Here is a 26,373-nt window from a genome sequence, read left to right on the forward strand (position 1 = left end):
AGCAAAATCTTTACCCCTTAGCAAACACTTTTTTACTGCAAATGTCAGCCACTTTTTTCAATGTTTAACTATTTGGGGGAGAAAACTATCACGGCTATATGTGGGCAGCATGAAAAAAGTCAAGCGTAATCAAAAGGAATTTCTTCAATTAATTGTACTTGGTTGTCGTCAATATGCGCTCGGTAAGCAATGATTTCTACCCCATGAGAAATTGCTTCTTTTACTAACGCTGCATATTTTTGATCGATATGGCTGGCTGGTTTGACACAATTTATCCCTGTATGGAGCGCGGCAAACAGTAACACCGCACGATGACCTTGCTGTTTAATGTGGATTAATTCTCTAAGATGTTTTTGACCTCTTAAGGTTTCTGCATCAGGGAAAAAACCTTGCTGTTGCTCGAGCAAAGTCACCGACTTTACTTCAACGTAGCAGAATTGCGAGGATTGTCCATTTTCGAGGTCGCTCAACAAAATATCAATTCGGCTATTTTCAGCCCCGTATTTCACCTCAGTTTGAAGTGTTTTGTAGCCTTGCAGTTGCGTTATTCTTCCTTGCTCTATGGCCTCAACAGACACTTTATTGGCCACCGCTGTATTTACACAAATAAAATGACCATCATTATCTTGCGTCAGCTCCAACGAATGAATGTACTTTCGTTTAGGGTTATCGCTGGTGGAGTAATAGGCCGTAAATCCCGGGTCAGCACAATTGGTCATTCTACCAGTATTGGCGCAGTGTACGGTGAATTCGTTACCACTTGGGGCGCGTAAATCGACAAGAAAGCGTTTATATCGTTTGAGCAAGGTTGCTTGTTGTAATTGCCTAGAAAACTTCATTGGTCGCTTTAGGTTGGGTGTATTTAGTGGCTAGTGTACACTTAACCACACTTACAAGCACAAGAGTGAAAAGAGAATGTCAGAGAAATTTATTGTACGACTGAGTGAAGACGCAAAACCAGAGTATTTATCTGCTGGTGCTGCATTGTCGTTTGAAAAGGACGGTGCTTTTATCCATTTACAACAAGACGAAACGCTGAAGAATATTCAAAAGGCGGCTCGTAGCATCGCACAACAAGGGATTAAACAAGTTCATCTAGAAGGTGGCTTGTGGTGTACTGAATCTCAATGGGCTTTTTATCAAGGTTTTGTGTCACCAAAAGCATTAGATGGTGTGGTGTTTGTTGACAACGACCAGTCAAGTCTTAAAGAACTTGATGCATTAAAAGCGTCGGCAACATGGATGCGTCAGATGATCAACGGGACGGCCGAAGATATTTATCCTGAAAGCCTCGCTGGAAAAGCGGCTGAGTTTATTCAGTCATTGGCACCTGAGCATGTTAGCTATCAAATTATTAAAGGCGATGCGCTGTTAGAGCAGCAATGGATTGGTATCCACGAAGTGGGACGCGGCAGTGAGCGTCCTCCTGTGTTGCTTGAGCTTGACTACAACCCAACAGGTAATGATGACGCACCAGTTAGCGCAGCACTTGTGGGTAAAGGGATCACGTTTGACTCAGGTGGCTACTCGATTAAGCCAAGCGAAGGCATGCTTACGATGAAGTGTGATATGGGCGGGGCCGCAACCGTAACGGCTGGTTTAGCGCTGGCTATTCAACGTGGTTTTGACCGTCGTGTTAAGTTGTTCCTATGTTGTGCTGAGAACCTTATCTCAGGCCATGCCTATAAGTTAGGTGATATTCTTACCTACAAAAATGGTACCACAGTAGAAATCGTAAATACGGATGCAGAAGGTCGCTTAGTGCTTGCTGATGGCTTGATGGCTGCCGGTGAAACAGGCGCAGAGCTTATCATTGATGCCGCAACATTAACGGGCGCTGCGCTCGTTGCTGTAGGCCAAGAGTACAATGCGTTATTTGGTTTAGACAAAACACTTGTCGGTGATGTGCAGCAGTTCGCGAGTGACGAATTTGAAGCCGCGTGGCCATTGCCTCTAGAAAAGTGGCACCAAAATAACTGTCCATCGCCTTATGCGGATACTGCTAACAGCCGAGCGCAAAAAGGTGGCGGTTTTGGTGGTGCATCAAATGCAGCGGGTTTCCTATCTCGCTTTGTACCAAATGAAGGTCAAGGTTGGGTGCATATCGACCTTGCGGCTTCTTTCCAAAATAGCGCTAGTGGTCAATGGGCTGCGGGTGCAACGACTTTAGGTATGAGAACTGTAGCGAGAACGCTCCAAGAAAAAGCGTAATCATGCTAATAGCTGAGTGTATTCCGCGAGTCAGTGGAATACACTCGCTTGTTACCACGTTTAAGACAAGAGTGCAGCAGCGAGTCGCACAAAGTCTGATGAAGTCAGTATACCAACCAATTTGTTTTGCTCGTCTACCACAGGCATACAGCCATGGCGATTATCGACAAAAAAGCGCACCACATCTTGTAGTGATTGGCTTGGGCGCACGCTCGCAAAATCGGTCGCCATAATATCTTGTACTTTTGTTTGCTTTTCTTTTCTTGCAAGCGCATTTGCGCCATAGGTTGCCATTATTCCCATTACCTTGGCGATCATAATCTTTTGCGTGAGCATACCAACCAAGGCTCCTGCTTCGTCAATCACTGGAATGTGACGAACATTTTTTTCTTTCATTAAATTGTGCGCATCTTGCAAGGTATTTTCAGCAATCACTGCGAACGGATCTGGGGTCATTAAATCAGCTACGGTTTGGGTCATCTGCTACTCCTTTTCACTCCATATGCCTATGTTGAGTTTAGCCTGATCTATTTGGCATGTATGGAATTGAGATCAAGTTTTGAACTATTTCTCGAAGAACTCCTCATATGAAGACAACAATAATAAAGGATAACCCAATGAAAAAGTTACTGATGTTAGGTGCTGTTGCGAGCTTACTTTGCAACTCTGTTTTCGCCGCTGAGCGAAGTGTTGAATATGGTGAGATTAATCAAATTCTAGATTTAATCGCCAACAAAGCGCAGTCGCAATATATCTTGTCTAAATTTACTGTGGAAGTGAAGCAGCCTGATATCGCGCTAGAGGATGTTAAACTTTGGCTGGAGCAAGATGACAAGATCATTGCCAACGGTATCATAGACAAAGACGGCAATATTGATTTACCTATTCTCCCGCAGTCTCGTGCAGATCAAGTTAATTTAGTGATCAATCAAGAAAAAGGTGCCGTTGCGATTCTGGTCAATACCGATATAGCGCCGTTGACTAAGCAGCAGGTTATGTATCGCGATTTGTTTATTCTTTTAGAGGATATGGACGCTTTTGTTGAGTTGATGGCAGGTAGCTTGTCTTGGTTTGCTCCAAGCTTTGATGAACTAGAGTTTACATTTACCGAGCCTGCATCAATTCAGTTTGTGAATGCCAAGGGTAAAACCCAAAAGTTTGTGACGGATGATGAATTTAAGATCCAAATCCCTAATAAGAAAACGTGGATGAAGCAAAATCCATCCTTGCAATTTAGTGCCTTACCCACGCGGTTTGCGCCCATAGATTAGGGAAGAAAGTTCGTATGCCTGCTAGCAGGCAGGCATACTCTTTTCCATCAGGTAATTAGTTAACACTTCGCCACGAACCGTCACTTGTTGTTCCTTTATCACTTGGAAACCAAAATATTCAAAGAAAGGTTTAGCCGTTTTACTAACATGGGAAAATAAGCGCGTTGTGTTGGTTATTTTGCTGTGTTCTAAGAGTGCGAGCATAAGTGCTTTACCTATGCCTTGGCCTTGATGTTCCGCATGGCAAAAAAAGTGATCAATAAGACCGTCAGCTTGGATATCGGCAAAGCCAACAATTTTACCATTTAGTACGGCGACAAGGGGCTGATTGTTCCTTAATCGGTCTTGCCAGCCTTTATCGGCAACGTCGCTATGTGCCCATGCATTAACTTGGCTATTGGAGTAATGCTGTACATTTACCGAGCGTATTGTGTCAAACATAAGCTTGCGTAGCACGGCTTCTTCGCCGTTTTGAAACTGTCTGATGATAATCATTGTTAATCTTTATTCTTGGAGTCTTAATTGTCCGGAAATAGCATGCTGCTCAGCAATTTCTGCAAGTCGTACGTATTTTTGTTCAACCAGTTGAGAGACGGGTACCAGTTTGGCATCAATACTTTCAAGCTCAGCTAACTTGGCTGCAAGAAAGGCGGCGGTTTCCTTATATGGGTGCGCAATGATAATAACATGCTCGTGATTATCAAGTAGCTTAAGCATATGTTGCCACTGCTTGTTGAGCGCCTCAGTGGATATATCATTATCTAGAAAGACCTGTCGAGCGACGTTTTTTACGCCGTAAAGGTTGGCAGCATATTGGGCTTGACTGTGGCTAGTGGTACGGCTATCCAAAAAGTATAATCCGCGCTTTTTTAGTATTTCCATTGTCCATTTCATTGGCTCTATTTGTTCTGTTAATGCTGAGCCCATGTGATTGTTTACGCCTTTAACCTGAGGCAGTGTCGATAGCGCATTGCCAAGTGTCATTTGCAACTGCCACTTTTCCATATCGGTGGTTAATGCGCCCGGACCAAGGGCCTTTTCCGTGTCTTGTGCCTGCATTGGCACATGCAATAAAAGCTCGCGTTGTTGGCGGCTGGCTGCAAAGGCAAATTGTTGAGAAAAAGGCGTATGGGGCAGGATCGAAAAGGTGATCCCACCCGGTAAGGACAGCAACTCTAAGTCACGTTGGTGATTGCCAATATCGTCTATAACAATGGCAAACTGTTTTGCTGGCACTGCAAAAGTCATGCAGGCCAGTATTATCCCGATTATTTTTTTTAGCACACAAATTATTATTATAGTTTACAGCCCTACAGGACCGTTTTTTATTTACTGTGATTGAACTAACGCCAGTGCCTTAGGCCAATGCGAGGCAAGTTGTTCAATACCTGTTGTTTTGATTGATTCTTCACCAGTGATTATAGCGCTTTTATCCAACAGGGAAAGCGCTTGTTTGGTAAAATATACATCGGGCTCTATGCCTTTACCTTCAATTGATGTACCTGCAGGTGTGTAGTATCTCGCTGTCGTTAACTTTAATGCAGTAGTGCCATTGCCAATCGGGATCAAGGATTGAACCGAGCCTTTACCATAGGAACGTAAGCCAACGACTAAGGCACGTTTATTATCCTTGAGTGCGGCGGCTAAAATCTCGGCAGCTGAAGCGGAATTATTGTTGATTAATACCAAAATAGGCGCACCATTTAAAATATCTCCCCGCTTTGCAATGTAAGCCTGATTGGCGTCATAGAAGCGGCCTTTGGTCGTGACGATTGTGCCACTATCTAAAAAAAGATCTGAGATTGCCACGGCACTATTAAGTGTACCACCTGGGTTGTCACGTAAATCAATAACCAGCTTTTTCAACGGACTACCTAACTGTACTTGTAGTCGGTTTATGTGTCTTGCAACATCATGATAGGTGTGATGATTAAAATTGTTGACGCTTAAAAAACCGGTACCGTCGTTTAAGAGTTTACTGGCGACACTTTCAATGACTATCTCTCGACGTTTAAGCTCAAGTGCAACCAGCTCGTCTTGTCTTAATACTACTAAATTGATGAGATTTTTATTTGCAGCTTTGAGTAGGGCAGACACTTCTTCTATCGATTTGCCTGCAACATTAGCGCCATTGATTGCATGGAGTTTATCACCGCTCTCTATGCCTGCTTGGGCTGCTGGTGAATTGGGCAGGGTATCCAAGATAATCACGTAATTACCTTGCTCTTCGACTTCAATACCAAGCCCTGTGTAGCGCCCATTTGCTGCACTGAAGATGGATTCCAAGTCTTCCTCGTTGAGGTATTTAGAGTAGGGATCTAAATTATCAAAGAGGCTCGATAAGTTGCCCGCGTTGTAGCGACTCAGAGGCAAGTCTTCAACATAATAGGTGTGAATATGATACAGGATTTCATCGATTTCTTGAGCCGAGAACTTTTGTGTAGACGCGTGACTAAAAGCGCTAAAACTTAACAAAAGCAGGAAGCTTAATAATGCAACATAGCGCGCTGCGAGCGCGTAAAAACGGGTTTGTCTATTCATGTGCTGCTCCTCATCAAGGTGCAGCACGGGTTATTCAGTTAACTGGATCTGCACCATTTTATCGGATCTACAGCGCTTCCCTTATGCCGTATTTCAAAGTATAGACCAGGATCTCTTTGTCCGCCGCTTTGTCCTACCAAAGCGATCACTTCACCACTGCGAACTTGATCGCCAACATCGCGAAGCAGCGTTTGTGCGTGGCCGTATAGACTCATAAAACCATGACCATGATCGAGCACAATAACCCAGCCAAAGCCATTTAACCAATCTGCATACACAACTTGACCGGGGGCGACACTCGCAATTTCAGCCCCTTCTTTTGCACCAATGAGGACGCCCTTCCAATTCATACCTGCATGTTTGCTTTGGCCGAATTTATGTTTAATTCGACCTTTGGTTGGTAAGCTCATTTTGCCTTTGAGTTTGGCTAGCCCATCTAAACGTACTTCGGCTTCTCTTTGTGCCTTGGCAAGCTCTTCTAACGTTTGGATTAAGGTTTGTTCATTTTCTTTTAAATAAGCAATGGCAGAGCGTGTTTCACTGAGTTTGTTATTTAGGTTTGCAAGCTGGTTTTGACGTTCTTGCTGCGCCTTCTTGAGCGCTTCCAAGCGTTCATTCTGATGGTTTTGTAGCGCTTCTAAGCGTGCTTGTGTTCTTGCTAACTCAGCTTGAGTCTGTGCCAATTCTTGGCCGATAGATTTCAGTTGTTCGAGTTGTTTAATACGTGCTTTATTTAGGTAATCATAATAGGCAATGGTGCGCTCGAGCTTTGTTGCATGCTCTTGATTAAGTAACATTCTAGAATAATCATGAGAGCCCGTCATGTAGGCACTTTTTAGCTGAGCCGCAAGGATCTTTTCAAATTTTTTCTTGTCGTTTAACAGCGTGCTTTCTTGCTTTTTAAGTTCGGCCTGCTCGGTTTGGTTTTCTTTGATCCCGATTTCTGTGAGTGAGATAGCTTTGGCACTTTTGGCAATATCAAGTTCGAAGGCTTTGAGCTTTGCTTCGTGACTGTTAATTTCACCGCGCTGCTTTTCTAATGCTTGTTGGCTAGCTTTAAGCTGTTGCTGAACTTCGCTTAAGTCTTGTTTGGTTCTAGATTCGTTGGCAACAGCGGGCGCTGTTGTCATGAGTAACGCCGCACCGAGAAGTGCGGCATAGTGAAATGTCGTTTTTAACGGCATACAGGCAGGCCGTTATTTTAAACGCATAATTGGAGTGCCTGTCATCTCGCTAGGCTGCTCCATACCAAGTAAATGCAGCATTGTTGGTGCAACATCGCTTAGTGCTTTTCCTGCTTGTGGCTCTGCATCACGACCTACATAAATAAACGGTACAGGCTCACTAGTGTGTGCTGTATGAGCTTGGCCCGTTTTCGGGTTTTGCATTTGCTCAGCATTGCCGTGGTCTGCTGTGATCAAAGCTTCACCACCGGTTTCTTTTAACGCTGCAACCACACGACCGATACACTTATCAACGGCTTCACATGCTTTTACTGCGGCTTCAAATACACCAGAGTGTCCAACCATATCACCATTCGGGTAGTTACAGATAATGACGTCAAACTCACCGCTATGAATGGCTTCAACTAACTTATCAGTTAGCATTTCTGAGTTCATTTCTGGTTGTAAGTCGTAAGTGGCAACTTGTGGAGAAGGAATAAGTTCACGTTTTTCACCTTCAAAGAGATCTTCGCGACCGCCGCTGAAGAAGAAAGTGACATGGGCATATTTTTCCGTTTCTGAAATACGCAGCTGAGTTTTGTTGTGCTTAGCTAGCCATTCACCTAGCACATTGACAAGTGCTTCAGGCGCGAAAGCGATAGGGGCTTTAATGTCGGCAGCGTATTCAGTCATCATAACAAACGCACTTAAGTCCGGTGCTTTGCGTTTTTCGAAGCCGTTAAAGTCAGCATCGACAAAAGCACGGGTCATCTGGCGCGCTCGGTCTGCACGGAAGTTCATAAAGATAACCGTATCACCATCATTGATAGTAGCGGCAGGTTGCCCAGCTTCGGTGATCACTGATGCTTTAACAAACTCATCATTTTCATCACGCGCGTAAGCTGCTTGTAGCGCTTCAACGCCATTACTATAAGTAAAATCAGCGTCGCCACTTACCATCAGGTTGTATGCAGACTCGACGCGGTCCCAACGATTGTCACGGTCCATAGCATAGTAGCGACCAATAATAGACGCTAGTCGGCCACAATTGAGTGACTGCATCAAGGCTTCCATTTTTTCAATTGATGCTTGTGCGCTGCGAGGTGGTGTATCGCGGCCATCCAAAAATGCGTGCAAATAAACGGTTGCACCGCGCTCAGCTGCTAATTTAATTGCCGCAACAATGTGATCTTCATGGCTGTGAACGCCACCTGGGCTCAATAACCCCATTAGGTGAACGGCTTTTCCCTTTGCCACGGCTTTGTCGATATTCTCAACCAGAGCTGGATTGTGCTCAAACTCACCATCGTCAATCGCTTTAGTGATCCGCGTGAAGTCTTGATAAACCACACGTCCTGCACCGAGGTTAACGTGGCCAACTTCGGAATTCCCCATTTGTCCATCCGGTAGACCAACATCAAGGCCTGAACCTGAAATCAAGGTGTGCGGAGCAGAGCGCCATAGTTCATCTAATACTGGGGTATTGGCTGCTAAAATAGCATTGCTCTCGCTTTCTTCGCGATAGCCCCAACCGTCTAAAATCATTAATACCAATGGCTTTTTCTTAGCTGTCATTTGCGCTCCTGAAATCCTGAATTAGGCACGATGTTGATGTCTTATAGCAAACGCTACAAGGTTAGATTTACTAACTTGGGCTGCAGCGCTTCGATAAGCTTGCTCTGGTTGCTGGTAAGTAGAATACCTGTTTTTGTATGAATATTCAGCCCCACAGTGATGAATTATCAACTTTGAGATTGATATTTGCTCATGTTGAACAAGTCTGTTTTGTCGAGAATAAAGCAGGTATACTTGCTGCCACTTTATCGTTTAATAATTTTTGGTTGATAAATTAATGGAACAATACGTTGCGTTTTTAGGTAACCATCCGGTACTTAGCATCATTTGGGTTGTGTTAGCCGCGATGTTAGTGAGTAGTTGGTTTAAGAGTCAGTTTTCTAAAATTAGACAAATTAACCCCCAGCAGTTGACTATGCTTGTTAACCGCCAAGATGGTCAGGTACTCGATATGCGTGCAGCAAAAGAGTTTAACCAGGGTCACATTGCAGGTTCTGAGCAGGTGAATGCGGAAAAACTCAAGCAAAAAGATTTTGCTGGTCTTGAAAAACATAAATCTAAGCCCATTATATTGGTCTGTAACACAGGTATGACGGCATCTGCTGTTGCTGATAACATGCACAAAGCTGGATTCGAGCAAGTGTACGTATTATCAGGTGGTATTGGCGCATGGCAAAGTGCGGGTTTACCAATCTCTAACGGAAAATAACTGAGGTCTATGATGAGCCAAGTCGTAATTTACACCAAAGACTATTGTCCATTTTGTCATCGTGCAAAAGCACTATTAGATGCAAAAGGTGTCACATACACTGAGTATGATATTGGCGCACAGCCAGAGCTTCGTGACGAGATGATCGAAAAAGCCAACGGTGGCTATACCGTGCCACAAATCTTTATCGCTGAGCGCCATATTGGTGGTTGCGACGATATTATGGCGCTTGAAGCGAAAGGCGAACTCGATAAGCTATTACAAGCATAAGATTGATTGAGCTTTGGCTCAGCTTACTTTTTATAATGACTGCTAGGAACTAGCAGGATCACAACAGAATTTAGGAAATTATCATGGCAGAACAAAACCAAGCAGCAGAACAACAACAAGAAGGCGCTCAGTTCAACATTCAACGTATCTATACTAAAGATGTATCGTTTGAAACGCCAAACTCACCAGGTATCTTCCAAAAAGAGTGGACACCAGAAGTTAAGCTAGACATGGACACACGTTCAGCAAAGCTTGATGACAACGTTTTTGAAGTTGTTCTCGCGCTAACGGTAACGGCAACTATTGGTGAAGAAACTGCATTCCTATGTGAAATCCAACAAGCTGGTATCTTTGCAATTGCAGATCTTGAAGAAATGCAAATGGCACACATGCTAGGCGCATTCTGCCCTAACATCCTATTCCCATATGCGCGTGAAGCGGTAGCTAGCCTAGTTAACCGTGGTACTTTCCCACAGTTAAACCTTGCGCCAGTTAACTTTGACGCATTATTCGCTCAGTATATGCAGCAACGTGCGGCTCAAGCACAGCCTGAGCAAACTGCTGACGCATAATTGATGAGTACAGCAAAATCAGCTGTAACTGTATTGGGGGCGGGGTCTTATGGCACCGCCCTTGCTATTTGTTTCGCCCGAAATGGTCACCAAGTGACACTATGGGGACGCAATAGCGAACACGTTGAGGCGCTAGCAGCTGAGCGCAAAAACCAACGTTATCTTCCTGACATCCAGTTTCCAAACACGCTTGAACTTGAGGCCGATTTAGAAACGGCTGTTAAGTCTAGCGAGCGTATTTTGGTGGTTGTGCCAAGTCATGCGTTTGCAGACACCTTAAAGAAGATTAAACCTATGCTACTTGAGAATGCAAAAGTAGCTTGGGCAACCAAGGGGCTCGAACCAAATACTGGGCGATTATTGCAAGAGGTTGCACTGGATGTGTTAGGTGACGATGTGCCGCTGGCGGTGCTAAGTGGACCTACTTTTGCAAAAGAAATGGCCGCAGGATTACCTACTGCTATTTCAGTGTCTTCGATTTGTGCAAAGTTTCGTGAAGAGCTCGCAGAGCTGTTGCATTGCGGTCGCTCGTTTAGGGTGTATAGCAACGAAGACTTTATTGGTATTCAGCTCGGCGGCGCGGTCAAAAATGTTATCGCAATTGGCGCGGGCATGTCTGACGGCTTTGGTTTTGGTGCGAATGCTAGAACGGCGCTTATCACCCGAGGACTCGCTGAACTTTGTCGTTTAGGATGTGCGTTAGGCGCGCGCTCTGAAACCTTTATGGGTATGGCGGGGCTTGGTGACCTGATTCTCACTTGTACGGATAACCAGTCGCGTAATCGCCGTTTTGGCCTTGCACTTGGCTCGGGAAAGTCGGTCGATGAGGCGATGTCGAGTATAGGTCAGGTGGTCGAAGGTTATCGCAATACCAAAGAAGTTTATCTACTTGCCAAACGCACGGGTATTGAAATGCCTATCACTGAGCAGATCTATCAAGTGCTTTATGAGCAAAAAGATGTGAAAGAAGCCGCAATGGCGTTACTTGGTCGCGAGAAGCGAGCTGAGTGATAATCGAATAGAGAGGCGTAGCTACCTCTCTATTACTCTCCAAACTTAATGTTATAGCGACGCTTAAACCACAGTAAAAATGGGATTTCAATCACGCTAAATGCGACAATCGTAAACACCACCCAATTACTCTTAAAAAACACTAACGAAAATTCGATATCCTTGCCATAGTACAAACTTCCAGACACGACTAAAGAAACCGCAGTAACCAATAAATCTTGTTTGCTGATACTGGCGAGACTTTTCTCTTTTAACTTTGGGTAAACGAATACGTAGGCCACAAAAAGTAGAATAAAGTTGAGTAAAATAAGCGTTAGCTCAGGTGACATGATTACCTCTATGCCTTGTGTGTCATTCGGCACAAGATAACATAATTTCTTAGCTTAATGCCTCGTGGAAACGCTTTTTATCTGATACTGAACAGGTATAATGGTGAATCCAACTTTTGAGGTGCACATGATCTCCAAGAATCAACAAAAACTACTTCGTGCTTTAGGGCAAAAAAAATATCGCAAACAACATGGCCTGTATTTAGTACAAGGCGAAAAGAATGTGATTGAGTTAGTTGATGCTGGGTTGGCTGTTGAACAGCTGTTCGCGACCAATGAGTTCATGAAAAAGTATAAATCCAAACTCGTTAATATTGACTGTGTAGAAGCAGAAGAGGAAGTGTTGAGCAAGGTGAGTACTTTGGTGTCAAATAATGCGGCGATAGCGGTCGTTGCAATGCCGCCAGCAGAAGAAATCAATACTGCTGGGCTGGTGTTGGCATTAGATGGAGTCTCAGACCCGGGTAATCTCGGTACCATTATTCGTCTTGCTGATTGGTATGGATTAACGCAGCTCGTGGTAAGCGAAAACTGCGCCGATCAATTTAACCCTAAAGTGATCAGTGCCACTATGGGCTCATTTGTGCGTGTTAATGTGGTGAGAACCGATCTCGAGGCCTTTTTAAAACAATATCAAGGCGAGTGCTATGGTGCATTCCTTGGTGGTGAGAGCGTACATCAGTGCCAATTTAGTCGTAATGCCGTGTTGGTCATGGGTAGCGAGTCTCATGGTATTAGCGATACCATAGCGGCGCACATCAATAAAAAGGTGACTATTCCTGCGTTTGGTGGTGCTGAATCATTGAATGTGGCGATGGCTACCGGGATCATTTTGGATAATATTAAACGCTGTCATTGCTAACTCATAGATCTTACTAATGAATTGTCTTATTCTCAAAAGTAACCGCGAACAATAATAATAAGCTATGCGACTGAGTAGCATCAAACTGGCCGGCTTTAAATCTTTCGTAGAGCCAACCAAGATCCCGTTTCCTGACCAGATGACATGTGTGGTTGGGCCAAACGGCTGCGGTAAGTCTAATGTTATTGATGCAGTTCGCTGGGTACTGGGAGAAAGCTCCGCGAAAAACCTCCGTGGCGATGCCATGACGGACGTTATTTTTAACGGTTCGACCAAACGTAAACCTATCTCGCAAGCTTCTGTAGAACTGATTTTTGATAATACTCAAGGCCGGTTGCCCGGCACGTTTGCAGATCGTAACCAAATTGCCATTAAGCGCTTAGTGACGCGAGATGGCCAATCTCTTTATTTTTTAAATGGTAGTAAGTGCCGTAAGCGCGATATCACGGATATCTTTTTAGGTACTGGCCTAGGTCCTCGCAGTTACGCAATTATCGAGCAAGGGATGATCTCTCGCTTGATCGAAAGTAAGCCGCAAGAGTTAAGAGTTTTTTTAGAAGAAGCCGCCGGAATTTCAAAATATAAAGAGCGTCGACGAGAAACTCAAACTCGCATCAAGAGTACTCGCGAAAACATGGAGCGTTTGCTCGATGTTAGGCAAGAGCTACAGAGTCAGCTAGATAAACTGGCACTTCAAGCACAACAGGCGAGCGAATATAAGTCTTTAAAGTCGCAAGAGCGTGACTTAAAGTCGTGGATAGCAATTTTAAAGTGGCAAAGCCTTGAGCAAAAGCAGGCAATAAAAGCCAAAGAAATTGCCAAACTCAACGAAAAATTAGCATTTTTTAATGAAGCTCACAGTGGCCATGACAGCATTTTGGCGACGCTAGAACATGAAATTAAGCATTTCAATGATGGCTATGAGCAAGCACAACATAGCGTGCACCGAATTGAAACCCAGTTGGCAACGCTTGAGCAACAGAAGGTCAATCTAACTGAAAAAAAGCGTCAGCTTATTGAGCAGTCCCAAATACTGAAATCACAACAGCAAGAAGTGATTGAGGCGCAAGACGAGCAAGCCGAGTATGTGGTGAGCAGTGCTGAAAAAGTCGCTGAAGCTTCTGAGCGACTTGAGATTGCGCTATTGCAATTGGAAGAAATTCAACTCACAAATGAGCAAAGTGACACAGAGCAAACTCAATTAGAAGCACAGTATAATGACGCGCAGAAGCAGTATCAACAAATACATGCTCAGGTACAGCAAGGGGCAAGCCAATTAGCGCAACAACAGCAAGCTAAACTGCACATAGATAAGCGTCAGGCTGAGTTGCAGGAACAGGCTGACGCGCATCACGCATCTATGTTGGAAAATGACTTGGCTAAAGCTCAGGATGCACATCATCAGTTAGTTCAAGCGATGGCTAAATTACAAAGCCAAGCTGGTAAGTTGCAAGGTCAAGAGAAAACCAATAAAGAAGAAATCTTACAGGCACAGACTCATGCTCAAAAAGCGCTTCAGGCGTTACAAGAAGTGCAATCTGAAATAAAGGCGTTATCACGCTGGGCAGAGGAAACGTCGGAGACTTCTGCTACGACTATGTTATCGCAGCTTGTTGTTGAGTCTGGGTATGAAGAGTGCGTGGAGGCGGCACTGCTTGGGTTGACGCATTTAGTCGTTGAGCAACGCGAAATGAATACGCTATGGCCCACTGAACTCGAAGTTCCCGCTGATTCCGTTGCGACAAAAATAAGCTCAGGGCTGTTCCCCAGCTTTTTAACGAAAATAAAATTATGTGCTGAATCTACAGACTTTAAATCGTGTGAACAATTCCTTCTCGGCGTGACGGTCGGTGGCATTATTGTGGGAGATAACTTTAAGGCCAAGACGAAAAGCAATGAAGAGAGTGGCGCGTTAAAACGCTATGCCCAATTGCAGTCATGTCATACTCAACTTCCTCATTTGCAACAACTCGCAGAAGAGGCTGAACAGGTTGTAGCACAAAAGCGTATTGCTCTTGAAGACACGCAAGTTGGTTTATTAGAAATACAGCAATGTGTTCACGAAAAGGCCCAAGCAATCGCCAGCCATAAAACCAAAGTTGAAATGCTGGATGAGAATCTGAGCGCTTGGCGTGAGCAAGGACAGAAAATTCAGGAACAGCTTGATGTCATTGCTCAAGAACGAGGCGAGGTCATCGAACAACTTGAGCTTTATACTGAACAGCAATTACAACGTGATGAGCTGCTAGCGCAAGCACAACAAACACAACAGCTGGCCGAGGCTAAGTTGACCGAGTTCAAGCAATATAGTCAATCTCGACGGGCCGCATTACAAGAAGCGCAGCAATTAGTTCATACCACTAAACTTGCGTCGCAGCAGGCAGAAAGTGAACTACAGCTCAGCAATTCTAAGTTGGAACACTTGCAACATCGTCGCGATGAAATAAACCAGCGCATCGAGCAAACACAAGAAGATATTTTGCTTTGTGAAGAGCCGCTCGCGGAGGCACATGAAGACATTGAATTATTGCTCGCCCAACATCTAGAAGCTAAGGCGCAAAAGCAAACGATGTTGGATACGCTCAACCAAGCCAAGGAAAACCTTTCCCAAAAACAAGCGGCATTAAAAGATGCACAAGGCGAAGTGAGTAAACTCAATGAGTCTTTGCAACAAGTGAAACTTGAAGAGCAAAGCTTGATGATAAAGGCGCAAGCGGTACTTGAACCTTTGCAGGAGCTTGGTCGGACGCTAAAAGCGGAACTGGCGGAATTACCTGAAGACGCAAACTTGGGCCAGTATCAAGCCAATTTGAGTCGAGTCAGTAATGATCTTGGTAAGTTAGGGGCTGTAAACTTAGCCGCAATTGAAGAGTTTGAAGAAGCGAAGGTACGTAAAACCTATTTAGATACACAGCTGGATGATCTCACTAATGCGTTAGAAACGTTAGAAGCGGTGATCAGAAAAATTGATAAAGAGACCAAAACCCGCTTTAGTGCCACCTTTAATCAAGTGAATGAAGATTTAGCTGAGTTGTTTCCTAAAGTGTTTGGTGGAGGGAATGCATATCTAGAATTGACTAGCGATGACCTGTTAGAAAGTGGTGTTTCTATCATGGCAAGGCCGCCTGGTAAGAAAAACTCGACAATTCATCTGTTAAGTGGTGGAGAAAAAGCGCTGACCGCATTATCATTGGTGTTTTCAATATTCAGGCTTAATCCAGCCCCATTCTGTATGCTGGATGAAGTAGATGCACCGCTTGATGACGCAAACGTAGGGCGATTCTGTCGTTTGGTTGAAGAAATGTCGCAAACAGTGCAATTTATTTATATCAGTCATAACAAGGTCGCTATGGAAATGGCGGGTAGACTGACGGGGGTAACCATGGCAGAACCCGGGGTGTCGCGCATGGTTGCCGTAGATATAGAACAAGCGGTGCAAATGGCACAGGCATAACAACAAAAAAGGTGAGCAATGGCCACAGAGTTAAGATGGGCATTAATCGTGATCAGTGCGTTGGTCATAGGCGGGTTACTCATACATGGACTTTGGTCTGTTCGTAAGAAGAGCAGCGATAAAGCTTCTAAAAAGGAGCCCAATGAACTCAAAGAGCAAACGCCGAATCACGATAAAGAGCCTGACGAACCTGAAATTGGAGAGATGACCTTTAGTGCGGTAGATGACGAGCCTGCGACTGAGGGCATTATAACGACGGAAGAGTCTGAAACTGAGGTGCAAACTGAGAGCAGTGGATCTGAAGAGGCTGAGCCTGAAGAGAGTACATTAGAGCCACAAGACTTTATTATTCTTCACGTTGATATGCCTGAAGGCCTGAAAATGGCAGGTTCAAGGTTGTTACCAACCGTGTTAAGCCTTGGATTTAAATATTCTGATGAGGGCTTCTTCAATCGCCATTTAGAGCCGTCCGGAAACGGTCCTGTGTTATTTAGATTGGTAAACATGTACAACCCAGGTACGTTTGATATCGATAACATGGAGCAATTTAGCACCGCTGGCATTAGCCTATTTATGACCTTACCTTGTGAAGGCGATAACTTGGCTGCATTTAATATGCTTCACAGTGCATCGAAAAAACTAGCTGAAGAGTTTGGCGCAACTGTACTTGATAAAGACCGCGAACCGTTAACGGTTGAAGCCGTGCGCGGTTATGTTGAAAAAGTGCGTGAATTCGCCGCTTAATCGCTACTTAGAATCATTTTTAAGCCACTGGCATCCGCTGGTGGCTTTTTACGTTTAGAGGTTTAAATGTCAGACAACATTGAAAGCCAAGTTGCAGCTCTTAGGCAGCAACTCGAAGATTACAATTACCAATATTATGTTTTAGATAACCCAAGTGTGCCTGATGCGGAATATGATCGTGTGATGCGCCAGTTGATGGCGCTTGAGCAGCAGCATCCTGAGTTACAAAGTCCTGATTCCCCATCACAGAAAGTGGGTGGTGAAGCGCTTAGCAAGTTTGAGCAAGTAACACACAGAGTACCTATGTTGTCGCTCGATAATGCCTTCGACGAGAGTGAATTTACGGCATTTAATCGCCGTTTAAAAGAGCGCCTATTGACAAGTAAAGATGTTACTTTTTGCTGTGAACCAAAGCTCGATGGCTTGGCGGTGTCTATTTTGTATCGTGATGGTGTGCTCGTTCAAGCGGCGACAAGGGGAGACGGTCAAGTTGGGGAAAATATCACTGAGAACGTCAAAACCATTCGCAATATTCCGCTGAAACTGCGTGGAGAACATATTCCGCATGAAGTAGAAGTGCGTGGTGAAGTCTTTATGGATACCGCGGGTTTCATTAAGCTAAATGAAACGGCGCAAGCGAAAGGTGATAAGACCTTTGCAAACCCAAGGAATGCGGCAGCGGGAAGTCTGCGCCAATTAGACTCAAAAATTACCGCTAAGCGTCCATTGATGTTTTATGCTTATTCTATGGGTTTAGTTGAAGGCGGTGAGCTGGCCAACGAGCACTATGCGCAGCTACAGCAATTACAAGGTTGGGGCTTGCCAATGAGCCCTGAGACAAAGCTTGTCGATAATGCACAGCAAGCTTTGGCTTATTATCAAGATATCATGACGCGCCGTGCTGAGCTTCCCTATGAAATTGATGGCGTAGTGATCAAAGTGAATGATAAAGCGCAGCAAGAGCAGCTTGGTTTTGTTGCTCGTGCGCCGCGCTGGGCGATTGCATTTAAGTTCCCTGCACAAGAAGAGATCACTCAGCTGCTTGATGTTGAGTTTCAGGTCGGTCGTACTGGGGCGATCACGCCCGTCGCACGCTTAGAGCCTGTTTTTGTTGGTGGTGTTACGGTATCGAATGCCACGCTTCATAATGGTGATGAAATTGCGCGTTTAGGTGTAAAGATTGGTGATACCGTTATTGTACGCCGAGCTGGGGATGTGATCCCTCAGGTAACTCAGGTCGTGTTAGATAGGCGTCCTGATGATGCCAAAGAGATTGAGTTCCCAGATACTTGTCCGGTGTGTGATTCTCATGTTGAACGTGTTGAAGGAGAAGCGGTTGCGCGTTGTACTGGCGGTTTAGTGTGCCGTGCACAACGTAAAGAAGCAATTAAGCACTTTGCATCGAGAAAGGCCCTCGACATAGATGGCCTTGGCGACAAAATAGTTGAGCAGTTAGTTGAGCGCGAGCTAATCAAAACCCCTGCCGATCTGTTTATCTTAAGACAAGGGCATTTTGAGTCTCTTGAACGTATGGGACCTAAGTCTGCTAAAAACTTGGTTGCGGCACTTGAAGAAGCAAAGCAAACAACGTTAGCCAAATTTTTGTATTCGCTTGGGATCAGAGAAGTCGGTGAAGCGACAGCACAAAACTTGGCAAATCACTTCCTGACGCTTGAAAAAGTGATGGCCGCCTCCATTGATACTCTACAGCAAGTAAGTGATGTTGGTGTTGTTGTTGCGCAGCACATTCATAGCTTTTTTGCCGAGCAGCACAATCAAGAGGTGGTAACTGCATTGATTGAAGTGGGTGTAACTTGGCAAGATGTGGCAGCACCGTCAGAGGATGCACAGCCTTTAGCAGGGCTAACTTATGTGTTGACTGGAACCTTGAGCCAACTGAACCGCAACGATGCTAAAGCGAGATTGCAAGCGCTTGGCGCTAAGGTCGCGGGTAGTGTGTCGAAAAATACGGATGCAGTTTATGCTGGCGAAAAAGCAGGCTCTAAGCTCACTAAGGCACAAGAGCTAGGTGTTGAGGTGTTCGATGAAGAGGCGCTGATCGCACTGTTAAACAAATACGAGTAGTAAAATGAAATCAGTAACACGATACGGCCCTGAATACTGGGATAAATATGGCGTTTATCGTACGCCAATCGCTTTTAATTTAGCGCTGGTTGTGTTGCTCCGCCCGTTGCTTATTTGGGTGTTTTCCGCACTTGCGAGACGCCCTGACTTGGATTTGATGTCGCTATTCTTTGAGTCTAAGTTTCACTTTTTTGTCGCGACAGGGATCGCTTGTATCACGCTCATACCAACCGTTGTGTTTTCTCTTAGGCGGCCAACAAGTTCTCCAAAGCTCGCTGCCGTCTGGCGTTATATGCGTTTGCCACTTATATTAACAGCTGTACTCGATTTAGCGTGGTTGATCCTGCAAGCTGGGAAAACTCATTATAGTTTTTCTCCTTATATTGCCGTACAAATTGTGTTGGTGAGTTGGGTACTTTTATATTTAATTAAAAGCCGCTATCTAAGTTGCTTTTTTGGCGATTGGCCCCTTCCTGTTGAAGAGCAAAAGACAGAGGTAAACAAGAGAGAGAATTGAGATGTTAAAGTGGTTAGATATACTAAACTTTGCCAGAAATGGTAATCCTGTTGCTCCTCGCAGAGTTGATAAATCGGACCAGCAATGGCAATCAGAGCTTGCTCCAGAAACTTACATGATCACTCGGAAAAAGGGGACCGAGCGACCGTTTAGTTCACAAAGTTGTCAGCTTTTTGAACCTGGTAAATACTACTGCGTATGCTGTGGCGAGCTGTTATTCGATGCCGAAGAAAAGTTTGATAGTGGCTCTGGTTGGCCCTCGTTTACACAGCCTGCAGCAGTGGAAGTGGTGGCGTATCATGGCGATAAGAGCCATGGAATGACGCGCATCGAAATCACTTGTAACGTGTGTGATAGCCACTTAGGTCACGTATTCCCTGATGGCCCTGAACCAAGTGGACTGCGTTATTGTGTTAATGCCCTTGCAATGGAAAAGAAATAGCTCAATTGCGATAAAACAAGTGATTACTCAAAGTCGAGTTTCATTTCATGTAGTTTAGCTTTGAGTTTACCGTAGCGGATCTGCTGTTCACTATCCAACTCAGACTGATTTAGCAAGGTAGTACAACGCTTTGCTAAATTGGAATTAAAAGTACTTCCTGACTTAGCACAACTATCACTCATACATTGCAGTAAATTTAGCGCTATTCCTGAGTTTTTAGGCATAATTCTAAATGCTTGAGTGAATGCCTCCAAAGCGGTTTCATATTGTCCTTTGTTAAACTGTGTGACCGCATGATTATTGAGCTCTCTTGGGCCCATGGTGATCTCTTTTTTCTCTTGCTGCTGCTGATATAGATAGTGCATTGTGATGGGATCTGCGCTTGAGTTATGGCGTTCACAGTGTGCAATAACTTGACTAAATAGCTCCTGAGCTTTGTGGTTTAATCCCACCTCATGTAGTGCTTTTGCTTTGTCTAAAGTGGAATCTACCGAGCGAATAACGGGTTCATCTTCTAACTGTTCTAGCAGTTGTTTCGCTTTTTTATGCTCATCTTTTAGATAATGGACGCGGGCGTTGAGGACATCGATTTGCGCTTGAGTTTGCGCGTTTGGAAATTGCTGTTTTAAATCACTCAGGTATTGTTGCGTTTGCCTTGTGAGACGAGTGACTTGGTCTGATTGATCGGTACTCAAGGCAAAGTCTATTCCTGCTCGTGCGGCGTTCAAATACACTTCTGGTTTGTCATGGATCGAGTAGCGCGCGAAACTTGCGATATCTTTATGCGCTTTATAGCTGGCTTCATAGTCGTGATTAATTTGCGCAACTCGACCAAGTGACTGTTGCCTATTTATGTTTCTGGGTGCCATCTCAATTGCTTGCTCTAACAATTGTTGGGCATTTTCATATTGGTTTAGTTTTATTTCGAGTTTGCTTAATAAATCGAGCGCAGGAAGACGAGTTTCCGGTCGCTCTATTAAGGTTTTCAACATCTTCTGAGCAATAACATCTTCATTGTTGGTAATAAGCGCCTCGACCAAGCCTAGCTTTGCCCATGTAAACTTTTGCAGAGCCAAAACCGACTTGTAAAAAGACTTTGCTTCTTCTAATTGATTGAGTCTGAGTAGAAGTTCTCCTTTTAGCTTTAGGAGTAGGGAAGTGTAGTTATGATCTTTGTTGTCTAGTTCTAGATCTAGCGCTTTTAAGGCCTTTGAATAGTTCTTATCGTCTACAAGCAAGTTTATATGCCTTAAAGCCTGTTTACGCTTTAAAACTCGTTCTATACGGTTTTGTAGTTCTTTTATTGAAAAGGGCTTAACTAAAAAGTCATCGGGTTGGAGTTCGATAATACTATGGACTAACTCGGGGCTAGTTTCAGAAGAAATAAAAATAAAAGCGGTACTTGAGCGAATTAACTGTTTGGACCGTAACTCTTCATAAAATTGATAGCCATTTTGCTTTTTTGCTAAACCAAAAGAGCATACGATGAGATCAAACTTATTGATAGTGCAAAGCTCTTTTGCACTGTCTGCACTTTCTGCAAATTTTAAATTTCTGAAATCTAACTGTTCTAAAGATTGTTTCATATAGCTCAATGCTAATGGTTGATCTTCAACGATTAACATTTTGGCATTTTGAATAGATGGAGCTGACATAGAAACAATTTTTAGACAATGGCTTTGCTTCTAGTCTAGTACTTAGGTGTAGTTTTGAAAACAAAAATTAACTCATTTTTAGTAGGTTAGTCTATTTAGCTTGTCCCAACTATTTACTGAGGTTAGTGTCAAAATAGTTAAGGGTATAACCAAAATTTGGGAGGCTGAGTAGAGTATCTAATTAGTTAGTAAATGAGAAAAACGAGGTTGTTTCTATGGACTTTATGGCAGGTTTAAGTTTATTCAGTTTGATGTGCTGTTTGAGTATGTGATAAGTAATAACGACTGTACGGAAAGTGAAGTGGTGTAATGGATTTAAAGCTGTGACTTTAGCCTTAGTGCGATGTTTTGCATAGACCACTCTATCTAGAAAATAAAGTGGTGGGTTGTACTGGACTTGAACCAGTGACCCTCGCCTTGTAAGGGCGATGCTCTCCCAACTGAGCTAACAACCCGAATTGTGTTTCAATTTATACTCTTGAATAGAGTTATGGTAGGTTGTACTCGACTTAAACCAGTGACCCTTGCCTTGAACAGGCTTAGTGCGATGCTTTGCATCGACCACTCCATCTAATAAAGGATAAAGTGGTGGGTTGTACTGGACTTGAACCAGTGACCCTCGCCTTGTAAGGGCGATGCTCTCCCAACTGAGCTAACAACCCAAATTGTGTTTCAATTTATACTCTTGAATAGAGTTATGGTGGGTTGTACTGGACTTAACCAGTGACCCTTGCCTTGAACAGGCTTAGTGCGATGCTTTACATCGACCACTCCATCTAATAAAGGATAAAGTGGTGGGTTGTACTGGACTTGAACCAGTGACCCTCGCCTTGTAAGGGCGATGCTCTCCCAACTGAGCTAACAACCCAAATTGTGTTTCAATTTATACTCTTGAATAGAGTTATGGTGGGTTGTACTGCATTTAAAGTAGTGACCCTTGCCTTGCTCAGGCTTAGTGCGATGCTTTGCATCGACCACTCTATCTAATAAAGAATAAAGTGGTGGGTTGTACTGGACTTGAACCAGTGACCCTCGCCTTGTAAGGGCGATGCTCTCCCAACTGAGCTAACAACCCAAATTGTGTTTCAATTTATACTCTTGAATAGAGTTATGGTGGGTTGTACTGGACTTGAACCAGTGACCCTCGCCTTGCTCAGGCTTAGTGCGATGCTTTGCATCAACCACTCTATCTAATAAAGAATAAAGTGGTGGGTTGTACTGGACTTGAACCAGTGACCCTCGCCTTGTAAGGGCGATGCTCTCCCAACTGAGCTAACAACCCAAATTGTGTTTCAATTTATACTCTTGAATAGAGTTTAATGTCCAATTCTAATCTAAGAGTAGAAGTGGTGGGTTGTACTGGACTTGAACCAGTGACCCTCGCCTTGTAAGGGCGATGCTCTCCCAACTGAGCTAACAACCCAAATTGTATTACAACGTCTGCCGTTGTGGGGCGGTATTATAGGTTTAGTTTGAAAAGAGTCAACACTTAACTTTAAAAAACTATACTGTGTGATGTTTTTATGCTCAATGCTTTAAGCTCTTCATTATAGAAGAGGTGAGGGGCCTTATATTTTTGGTCCAAGAATCATCTTATTTTGGGGGAAAGTAAGTTGCTGTGCTTTGCATGTTATAGCGAAAAATTAAGCAGGGTTGGATACCATGCGGAATAAGAAAAGAGCCGTAAATCACTCTGGCCTAATTGGATTTAAAACAAAAAGGCAGAGGTTCGGTAACTATGCGTTTTAAATTGTGTAATAAATAATCCAATTCAAGGTGTTAGGCTTGCAAAGGGAAGTGGTTTGGTTATATTCTACGCTTCTTGATTTAAAATGAATCAGTTAGAAAAAACTTTCATAAAAGTTGTTGACTTTATTTTTGCTCCTGCATAGAATGCGCCCCGCACTCAGCGATACAGGCTAGCAGTTCAGGTCTGACTATTATGGGGCTATAGCTCAGCTGGGAGAGCGCTTGCATGGCATGCAAGAGGTCGACGGTTCGATCCCGTCTAGCTCCACCAATTTATCGTTAGTGCATATGTCCTAGTACATAATTCAAATGGCAACGCCTCGAGTGCGAAGTTGTTTGATATTGTGTCCCCTTCGTCTAGAGGCCTAGGACACCGCCCTTTCACGGCGGTAACAGGGGTTCGAATCCCCTAGGGGACGCCACTTACTTTGGTAATTAACTCGGTTAGCAAGAGAATAAACCGCTAAATAAAGTCCTAGTGACACAGAAATAGCAAGTCTGTGATTTGCAAAAAATTCTGCGTCCCCTTCGTCTAGAGGCCTAGGACACCGCCCTTTCACGGCGGTAACAGGGGTTCGAATCCCCTAGGGGACGCCACTTACTTTAGTAAGTAACTCGGTTAGCAAGAGTATAAACCGCTAAATCAAGTCCTAGTGACACAGAAATAGCAAGTCTGTGATTTGCAAAAAAATTCTGCGTCCCCTTCGTCTAGAGGCCTAGGACACCGCCCTTTCACGGCGGTAACAGGGGTTCGAATCCCCTAGGGGACGCCACTTACATTAGTAAGTAACTCGGTTAGCAAGAGTATAAACCGCTAAATCAAGTCCTAGTGACACAGAAATAGCAAGTCTTTGATTTGCAAAAAATTCTGCGTCCCCTTCGTCTAGAGGCCTAGGACACCGCCCTTTCACGGCGGTAACAGGGGTTCGAATCCCCTAGGGGACGCCACTTACTTTGATAAGTAACTCGGTTAGCAAGAGTATAAACCGCTAAATCAAGTCCTAGTGACACAGAAATAGCAAGTCTGTGATTTGCAAAAAATTCTGCGTCCCCTTCGTCTAGAGGCCTAGGACACCGCCCTTTCACGGCGGTAACAGGGGTTCGAATCCCCTAGGGGACGCCACTTACATTAGTAAGTAACTCGGTTAGCAAGAGTATAAACCGCTAAATCAAGTCCTAGTGACACAGAAATAGCAAGTCTGTGATTTGCAAAAAATTCTGCGTCCCCTTCGTCTAGAGGCCTAGGACACCGCCCTTTCACGGCGGTAACAGGGGTTCGAATCCCCTAGGGGACGCCACTTACTTTCCATCTTCTATTCTAATCATATTCATATTGCCTTTCTTAGTTGTTTAAGTTCAGAACTCTGCTAGCTTTTATATTAACTTTCTGTTGTTCGTTAAGCATTCATACCAATTTGTCTTAGTACTTGATCCTTCAAAATAGCACACTTAATTGTGTAAATTGGTATCAAATCATATTTCACTATGATCTCAATCAGTCTTTTGGTGAAATCTCTTACGGTTTTTAAGAAAGTAATAATTTATTATCTATTGCCCTTTTTAATTATTGCCCTTTTTAATCGAGAGCGAGCTATGACAAAAGGTAGAGCTGATTACACAGGAAAAGAGAATGATTATCCAAGTTCTTACAATCTACTTTCAACGACAAACGTAAAAGGTCAGATAAAGTATGCGAATTCGCAGTTTTGTGAAGTTGCAGGGTTTTCACTTAGCGAGTTAGAGGGGAAGCCTCACAATATCGTTAGGCATCCAACAATGCCTAAAGCCGCTTTCAAGAACCTATGGGATTATATTGAAGCGGGTAAACCTTGGATGGGAATGGTTAAAAACCGCTGCAAGAATGGTGATCACTATTGGGTTAATGCTTTTGTCACTCCTATTAAAGATGCATCCGGTAAGATTGTCGAATATCAATCAGTGAGGACAAAGCCAAGCCGGGAAGTTGTCAACCGTGCAGAGAGCATCTATGCCGATTTAAATAATGGTGTTTCACCAAGTAAATTTACTCGAGCCTCTTGGTCCTTATCAGCTCAAATGATGGCAATAATAATTGTTTTCTATGCCTTAACCATGTTGATCTCAGCTTTATCATCACCTTGGAATTACCTCGCTGAAACTCTACTTACTCTTGCTGTTTTATTTATTACTTATTCTCGCCTTGCTCCAGTGCGGTCGCTCAGCGAAAAAGCAAAAAAAGTATACGATAACCCTCTGATGCAAAAAGTGTATCTCAATAAGGTTAATGATGTTGCATCTATAGAGCTTGCTTTACTCGCTAGAGAATCCGAGCTTCGGGCTGTGCTTGGGCGTGTTAAAGATGCTAGTGCCACCGTTTCAGAATACGCAACCAAAACGATGCAAGAATGCAAAACGAGTTCTGATATTTTAAATCGACAGCAAGCGCAAACCGGCTCCTTAGCAACAGCAATTAATCAGATGTCTGTTTCGATTGGTGAAATAGCCTCTAATACTAACAATGCAGCGCAGCAATCCGAAGCGGCGCTTGAATCCGTTGTGAGAGGCAACAAAGCCGTTGATGACAATATGGAGAATAATTATGCTTTATCGGAAGAGCTATCTCGCACTCAAAAAGACATAGAAGATCTTAATGCGCAAACGGTTAACATCGAAGGGGTTGTTGATGTGATCCGTGGGATCTCCGAGCAAACCAACTTACTCGCTTTAAATGCTGCTATCGAGGCTGCACGTGCAGGGGAACAAGGCAGAGGGTTTGCGGTTGTTGCTGATGAGGTAAGGGCGCTTGCGCAAAGGACACAAGATTCGACAACCGAGATTAATGGTATTATTGCCGATCTGAGGCAACGAGCAGAGAGGGCAGTTACTGCAATTCAAAGTGGAGTAGAGCGTTCTTCTGAATGTGTAGTAAAGGCAGAAGGCACTAAAGTGAGCCTTGAAACGATCAACACAATAGTAAATGAAATATCAGGTTTGAACTATCAAATTGCGACATCGACAGAAGAGATGTCGAGTGTTTCTAATGAGCTAAACGCAAATGCAGTGACAATTTCAGGCCTTGCGGATGAGTCTATGAAAAGTGCGCGCAAGACGCATGAAACGATGAAAAATACAGAGCAGGCTTTAGAAAACCAAGAAGTGCTCGTCGAGCAGTTTATTCGCAAATTAAACCGTGCCCACCGTTGAGTGGATAACTTACGGTAATACAGCACTTAC

22 protein-coding genes and 13 tRNA genes are annotated in these 26,373 nt (G+C 43.9%); 20 read left to right on the plus strand and 15 right to left on the minus strand.

The annotated features are described in order from the left end of the window. Positions 1-119: 119 nt before the first annotated feature. The gene (gene sfsA / locus DS891_RS10030) at positions 120-839 is read right to left on the minus strand and encodes a DNA/RNA nuclease SfsA (RefSeq protein ID WP_174169720.1); all 720 of its coding nucleotides are present in this window, start codon (positions 837-839) and stop codon (positions 120-122) included. A 76-nt stretch (positions 840-915) separates the two neighbouring features. On the opposite strand from sfsA, the gene pepB reads away from it, so the two are divergent. Next, the gene (pepB, locus tag DS891_RS10035) at positions 916-2,211 is read left to right on the plus strand and encodes an aminopeptidase PepB (RefSeq protein ID WP_174169721.1); all 1,296 of its coding nucleotides are present in this window, start codon (positions 916-918) and stop codon (positions 2,209-2,211) included. Between the two features lie 60 nt (positions 2,212-2,271). Here the strand turns inward: pepB and DS891_RS10040 are convergent, their stop codons facing one another. Next, on the minus strand, positions 2,272-2,691 hold the full coding sequence (locus DS891_RS10040; RefSeq protein ID WP_010378791.1) for an HPP family protein: 420 nt from the start codon (positions 2,689-2,691) through the stop codon (positions 2,272-2,274). 137 nt (positions 2,692-2,828) lie between these two features. Between DS891_RS10040 and DS891_RS10045 the strand changes: the two genes are divergently transcribed. Then, the gene (locus tag DS891_RS10045) at positions 2,829-3,482 is read left to right on the plus strand and encodes a DUF2987 domain-containing protein (protein WP_174169722.1); all 654 of its coding nucleotides are present in this window, start codon (positions 2,829-2,831) and stop codon (positions 3,480-3,482) included. Positions 3,483-3,503: 21 nt separating this feature from the next. Here DS891_RS10045 and DS891_RS10050 read toward each other — a convergent pair whose 3' ends face one another. The 5 genes from DS891_RS10050 to gpmM form a co-directional block, all read right to left on the minus strand. Then, positions 3,504-3,977 (minus strand): GNAT family N-acetyltransferase, encoded by a 474-nt coding sequence (locus tag DS891_RS10050; RefSeq protein ID WP_174169723.1) that lies wholly within the window; start codon positions 3,975-3,977, stop codon positions 3,504-3,506. A 9-nt stretch (positions 3,978-3,986) separates the two neighbouring features. Further along, positions 3,987-4,730, minus strand: coding sequence for a divergent polysaccharide deacetylase family protein (locus tag DS891_RS10055; RefSeq protein WP_045990310.1), 744 nt, complete (start codon positions 4,728-4,730; stop codon positions 3,987-3,989). 81 nt (positions 4,731-4,811) lie between these two features. Then, the gene (locus DS891_RS10060) at positions 4,812-6,023 is read right to left on the minus strand and encodes a S41 family peptidase (protein ID WP_174169724.1); all 1,212 of its coding nucleotides are present in this window, start codon (positions 6,021-6,023) and stop codon (positions 4,812-4,814) included. Between the two features lie 38 nt (positions 6,024-6,061). Next, complete coding sequence (locus tag DS891_RS10065; protein ID WP_174169725.1) at positions 6,062-7,207, minus strand: murein hydrolase activator EnvC; 1,146 nt, start codon at positions 7,205-7,207, stop codon at positions 6,062-6,064. A gap of 12 nt (positions 7,208-7,219) precedes the next feature. Then, the gene (gpmM, locus tag DS891_RS10070; protein ID WP_045990307.1) at positions 7,220-8,761 is read right to left on the minus strand and encodes a 2,3-bisphosphoglycerate-independent phosphoglycerate mutase; all 1,542 of its coding nucleotides are present in this window, start codon (positions 8,759-8,761) and stop codon (positions 7,220-7,222) included. 277 nt (positions 8,762-9,038) lie between these two features. Here gpmM and DS891_RS10075 point away from each other — a divergent pair, with 277 nt between their 5' ends. The 4 genes from DS891_RS10075 (at position 9,039) to gpsA (ending at position 11,323) form a co-directional block, all read left to right on the plus strand. Then, positions 9,039-9,470: a rhodanese-like domain-containing protein gene (locus DS891_RS10075; RefSeq protein ID WP_010378806.1), complete on the plus strand. Its 432-nt coding sequence runs from the start codon at positions 9,039-9,041 to the stop codon at positions 9,468-9,470. A gap of 12 nt (positions 9,471-9,482) precedes the next feature. Continuing rightward, entirely contained in the window at positions 9,483-9,740 is a 258-nt protein-coding gene (gene grxC / locus DS891_RS10080) for a glutaredoxin 3 (RefSeq protein ID WP_010607581.1), read from the plus strand. An 83-nt stretch (positions 9,741-9,823) separates the two neighbouring features. Beyond that, on the plus strand, positions 9,824-10,312 hold the full coding sequence (secB, locus tag DS891_RS10085) for a protein-export chaperone SecB (protein ID WP_010607582.1): 489 nt from the start codon (positions 9,824-9,826) through the stop codon (positions 10,310-10,312). A gap of 3 nt (positions 10,313-10,315) precedes the next feature. Further along, positions 10,316-11,323, plus strand: coding sequence for an NAD(P)H-dependent glycerol-3-phosphate dehydrogenase (gene gpsA / locus DS891_RS10090; protein WP_010607583.1), 1,008 nt, complete (start codon positions 10,316-10,318; stop codon positions 11,321-11,323). Between the two features lie 32 nt (positions 11,324-11,355). On the opposite strand, the gene DS891_RS10095 is transcribed toward gpsA, so the two are convergent. Beyond that, positions 11,356-11,652, minus strand: a complete 297-nt coding sequence (locus DS891_RS10095; RefSeq protein WP_010378819.1) for a hypothetical protein — start codon at positions 11,650-11,652, stop codon at positions 11,356-11,358. 127 nt (positions 11,653-11,779) lie between these two features. On the opposite strand from DS891_RS10095, the gene DS891_RS10100 reads away from it, so the two are divergent. The 6 genes from DS891_RS10100 to msrB all read left to right on the plus strand — a co-directional run bounded on the left by DS891_RS10100 (position 11,780) and on the right by msrB (position 19,756). Then, on the plus strand, positions 11,780-12,514 hold the full coding sequence (locus DS891_RS10100; protein WP_174169726.1) for an RNA methyltransferase: 735 nt from the start codon (positions 11,780-11,782) through the stop codon (positions 12,512-12,514). Between the two features lie 64 nt (positions 12,515-12,578). Continuing rightward, positions 12,579-15,968: an AAA family ATPase gene (locus tag DS891_RS10105; protein ID WP_174169727.1), complete on the plus strand. Its 3,390-nt coding sequence runs from the start codon at positions 12,579-12,581 to the stop codon at positions 15,966-15,968. Positions 15,969-15,986: 18 nt separating this feature from the next. After that, positions 15,987-16,712: a cell division protein ZipA gene (zipA, locus tag DS891_RS10110; RefSeq protein WP_174169728.1), complete on the plus strand. Its 726-nt coding sequence runs from the start codon at positions 15,987-15,989 to the stop codon at positions 16,710-16,712. Between the two features lie 66 nt (positions 16,713-16,778). Beyond that, positions 16,779-18,797: an NAD-dependent DNA ligase LigA gene (ligA, locus tag DS891_RS10115; protein ID WP_174169729.1), complete on the plus strand. Its 2,019-nt coding sequence runs from the start codon at positions 16,779-16,781 to the stop codon at positions 18,795-18,797. Between the two features lie 4 nt (positions 18,798-18,801). Beyond that, complete coding sequence (locus DS891_RS10120; RefSeq protein WP_010607589.1) at positions 18,802-19,314, plus strand: DUF2919 domain-containing protein; 513 nt, start codon at positions 18,802-18,804, stop codon at positions 19,312-19,314. A 1-nt stretch (position 19,315) separates the two neighbouring features. Continuing rightward, complete coding sequence (gene msrB, locus DS891_RS10125) at positions 19,316-19,756, plus strand: peptide-methionine (R)-S-oxide reductase MsrB (protein WP_174169730.1); 441 nt, start codon at positions 19,316-19,318, stop codon at positions 19,754-19,756. A gap of 23 nt (positions 19,757-19,779) precedes the next feature. Here the strand turns inward: msrB and DS891_RS10130 are convergent, their stop codons facing one another. From DS891_RS10130 to DS891_RS10160, 7 genes are all read right to left on the minus strand, one after another. Further along, a complete protein-coding gene (locus DS891_RS10130; RefSeq protein ID WP_010607591.1) occupies positions 19,780-21,411 on the minus strand; it encodes a response regulator in 1,632 nt (543 codons plus the stop codon). A gap of 379 nt (positions 21,412-21,790) precedes the next feature. After that, positions 21,791-21,866, minus strand: a tRNA-Val gene (locus tag DS891_RS10135). Between the two features lie 131 nt (positions 21,867-21,997). Continuing rightward, positions 21,998-22,073: transfer RNA gene (locus tag DS891_RS10140), tRNA-Val, on the minus strand. Positions 22,074-22,203: 130 nt separating this feature from the next. Then, positions 22,204-22,279 (minus strand) — tRNA-Val (locus DS891_RS10145). Between the two features lie 131 nt (positions 22,280-22,410). Continuing rightward, positions 22,411-22,486: transfer RNA gene (locus DS891_RS10150), tRNA-Val, on the minus strand. Between the two features lie 131 nt (positions 22,487-22,617). Next, a tRNA-Val gene (locus DS891_RS10155) sits at positions 22,618-22,693 on the minus strand. A 65-nt stretch (positions 22,694-22,758) separates the two neighbouring features. After that, a tRNA-Val gene (locus DS891_RS10160) sits at positions 22,759-22,834 on the minus strand. A 521-nt stretch (positions 22,835-23,355) separates the two neighbouring features. Here DS891_RS10160 and DS891_RS10165 point away from each other — a divergent pair. The 8 genes from DS891_RS10165 (at position 23,356) to DS891_RS10200 (ending at position 26,343) form a co-directional block, all read left to right on the plus strand. Then, positions 23,356-23,431: transfer RNA gene (locus DS891_RS10165), tRNA-Ala, on the plus strand. Positions 23,432-23,506: 75 nt separating this feature from the next. Further along, positions 23,507-23,582 (plus strand) — tRNA-Glu (locus DS891_RS10170). 99 nt (positions 23,583-23,681) lie between these two features. Then, positions 23,682-23,757 (plus strand) — tRNA-Glu (locus tag DS891_RS10175). A 100-nt stretch (positions 23,758-23,857) separates the two neighbouring features. Next, positions 23,858-23,933: transfer RNA gene (locus DS891_RS10180), tRNA-Glu, on the plus strand. Positions 23,934-24,032: 99 nt separating this feature from the next. Further along, positions 24,033-24,108: transfer RNA gene (locus tag DS891_RS10185), tRNA-Glu, on the plus strand. 99 nt (positions 24,109-24,207) lie between these two features. Then, positions 24,208-24,283 (plus strand) — tRNA-Glu (locus DS891_RS10190). 99 nt (positions 24,284-24,382) lie between these two features. Then, positions 24,383-24,458: transfer RNA gene (locus DS891_RS10195), tRNA-Glu, on the plus strand. 295 nt (positions 24,459-24,753) lie between these two features. After that, positions 24,754-26,343, plus strand: coding sequence for a PAS domain-containing methyl-accepting chemotaxis protein (locus DS891_RS10200; protein ID WP_174169731.1), 1,590 nt, complete (start codon positions 24,754-24,756; stop codon positions 26,341-26,343). Positions 26,344-26,373: the final 30 nt, after the last annotated feature.

The organism is Pseudoalteromonas sp. JC28 (genome assembly GCF_013319255.1).
Taxonomy (GTDB): Bacteria; Pseudomonadota; Gammaproteobacteria; order Enterobacterales; family Alteromonadaceae; genus Pseudoalteromonas.